Raw genomic sequence first — 2,076 nt, forward strand, 5'->3', positions numbered from 1 at the left:
AGTTGTGCAACAAGCACAGCCGTTTCGCGCAATTGCGAATTTTGTGGTAAATTCACGTTTGCGTTTCGCAAGAAATATTATCTTAGTGGAAAATAATCGGTTACGAAGTTCGCAACTGACGCGAAGCGGCGGAACGATGGAAAAAATCGCCCTTCGGGACAATTTTTTCCATCGAGCCCCCGCTACGCAGGTGATGAAAAACCATCGTTGCTTTCGCACGATGTTCTTCCATCACCCGCTTTGCTAGATTTTCTTCGAGAGCAAGCTCTCTCGAAAACCCCGCAAAGCGGGGGCTCGTTGTGGTTCAGTGCCGAATCGACTCTGGTTACTACAATCGTGAATATTTTTCCTCTCACTTTTGAGATTTTAACACTTGAAAATCGCTTCCGAACTGACTCAAACTGAAGTTTGAAATGTGTACCGAACTAAACGCAAAAAAGTGTTGAGAAAAAACCGTTGAAATTTATTTGGAGCTTTTGAACTGCCAAAATTTGAAACCTCAGAATTTTACCGAACTGGACGCAAAAAAGTGTTGAGAAAAAACTTCTGAAATTGAATCGCTTACTTTTGAACTAAACGCAAAAAATACCTCTAAAAAATTCAGTGCCGATTCGTAGCACCGCACCACAACAGCTGCTACAAGCAATTTGGGTTTTAGTCTTGAATTTAAAATTCGTTTTGTGTCAGGAAAATTTGGTCAATCCGAAAGTTTTGGCTAATTTAGTCCCAAACTGCTTTTAGCAACGAAACGATGGAAAAAATCGCCCTTCGGGACAATTTTTTCCATCGAGCCCCCGCTACGCAGGTGATGAAAAACCATCGTTGCTTTCGCACGATGTTCTTCCATCACCCGCTTTGCTAGATTTTCTTCGAGAGCAAGCTCTCTCGAAAACCCCGCAAAGCGGGGGCTCGTTAGTGGCTATATTAATCGAAATCAATAGAAAATGGGAATCTTTAATATTTTTAAAAGTAAAGACAAAGTAAAGTCCGAAAATTTAGCAGAAAAAACAGTCAAAATAAATGATTCAATGGTGAATTTTCAATGTTATTATTTGTTTGGTTTAACTGATAATCCAAATAGAGAATCGAAAGACACTAAGTCATTTACCAATCTTTATGAAAATATAATTGGAGAAAAAGGCGGAATAATAATTGGTAATTCATTTCACCCATATCAAATTGTTAATCCAAAAGGAACAACGATTTGGCATGCTAGTTATGTAAAACTTTATGTAAACGAAAACAAAGATGAAGTTTTTAAAGCAATTATTAATGAAAACACAAAATTTCTAGTTGATTTAGGTTCAACTTTTAACGAAATAAATGTTTGGCCAGACACACGCTTAACATATGAAGAAAACCCGATTTTCAGTAAATACGTTCCGTTTATTATTCCTTTTCTAGTTTATAAAAGTGAGGAGCAAACAAAATGGGATTTAGAACTGAATATCGAAATTGCGTTAAATGGTCATGCAACGAATTACGTAAACTCGATAAATGAATTAACTAGATTTATTATGCCTGAACCTTCTTTTATATTGGGTTTTGATGAATTTGATGAACAAAATCCGTCGAAATTAATAGAAAATTTTATTAATTGTAAATCAATGTTTGAATAAAATACAGCCACTAACAGGCGTAGCTGTTGCACAACCCTAAATTTTTGAAAAACATTTACAAAAACCATAAAAAACAGCCTCGTTTAATCCGTTTTAAGCGAGGTTTATTTTTGGGTTAAGTTCAAAGTTGTAAAATTTTGATGCCTTAAAAACATACGTTTCAAGTTAAAAAGGATCGTTTTTAAAAAAGCTTGGTTCTTCCCTACTTTTTGGGATAGCACTTGAGTCAAAATACTTGGTTTTTTCACAACAAAGCGTAAGTATTTCTTGAGGTTGTAGGTTAATGATATGGCGGATATAGCAGTGGTGAAGCATTAGCGTATTTACACAAAAAAAACATCGATGCTTATATTCCAAATTTCGGACAGTACAAAGCATTTCGCGAAGGCTTTATCTTCAACAAAGAATTACACCAATATGAATGTATAAAAGAAGGGTCAAACAAAGCCATCTTACT

2 protein-coding genes and 1 pseudogene are annotated in these 2,076 nt (G+C 35.6%); all 3 read left to right on the forward strand.

All coding sequences use genetic code 11. From position 1 onward, the window contains the following. On the forward strand, window positions 1-247 hold a 247-nt coding region (locus tag B0A57_RS12330), incomplete at its 5' end, for a hypothetical protein (RefSeq protein WP_207758881.1). 697 nt (window positions 248-944) lie between these two features. Then, complete coding sequence (locus B0A57_RS09485; RefSeq protein WP_038466532.1) at window positions 945-1,619, forward strand: hypothetical protein; 675 nt, start codon at window positions 945-947, stop codon at window positions 1,617-1,619. A gap of 290 nt (window positions 1,620-1,909) precedes the next feature. Then, window positions 1,910-2,076: pseudogene (locus B0A57_RS12490) on the forward strand (IS1182 family transposase); the annotation flags it as partial.

It is taken from the genome of Flavobacterium psychrophilum DSM 3660 = ATCC 49418, assembly GCF_002217405.1.
GTDB lineage: Bacteria > Bacteroidota > Bacteroidia > Flavobacteriales > Flavobacteriaceae > Flavobacterium > Flavobacterium psychrophilum.

Bases quoted from the DNA above. Each gene is read 5' to 3' on its own strand.
- B0A57_RS09485 (WP_038466532.1), top strand. From the start codon at position 945: ATGGGAATCTTTAATATTTTTAAAAGTAAAGACAAAGTAAAGTCCGAA.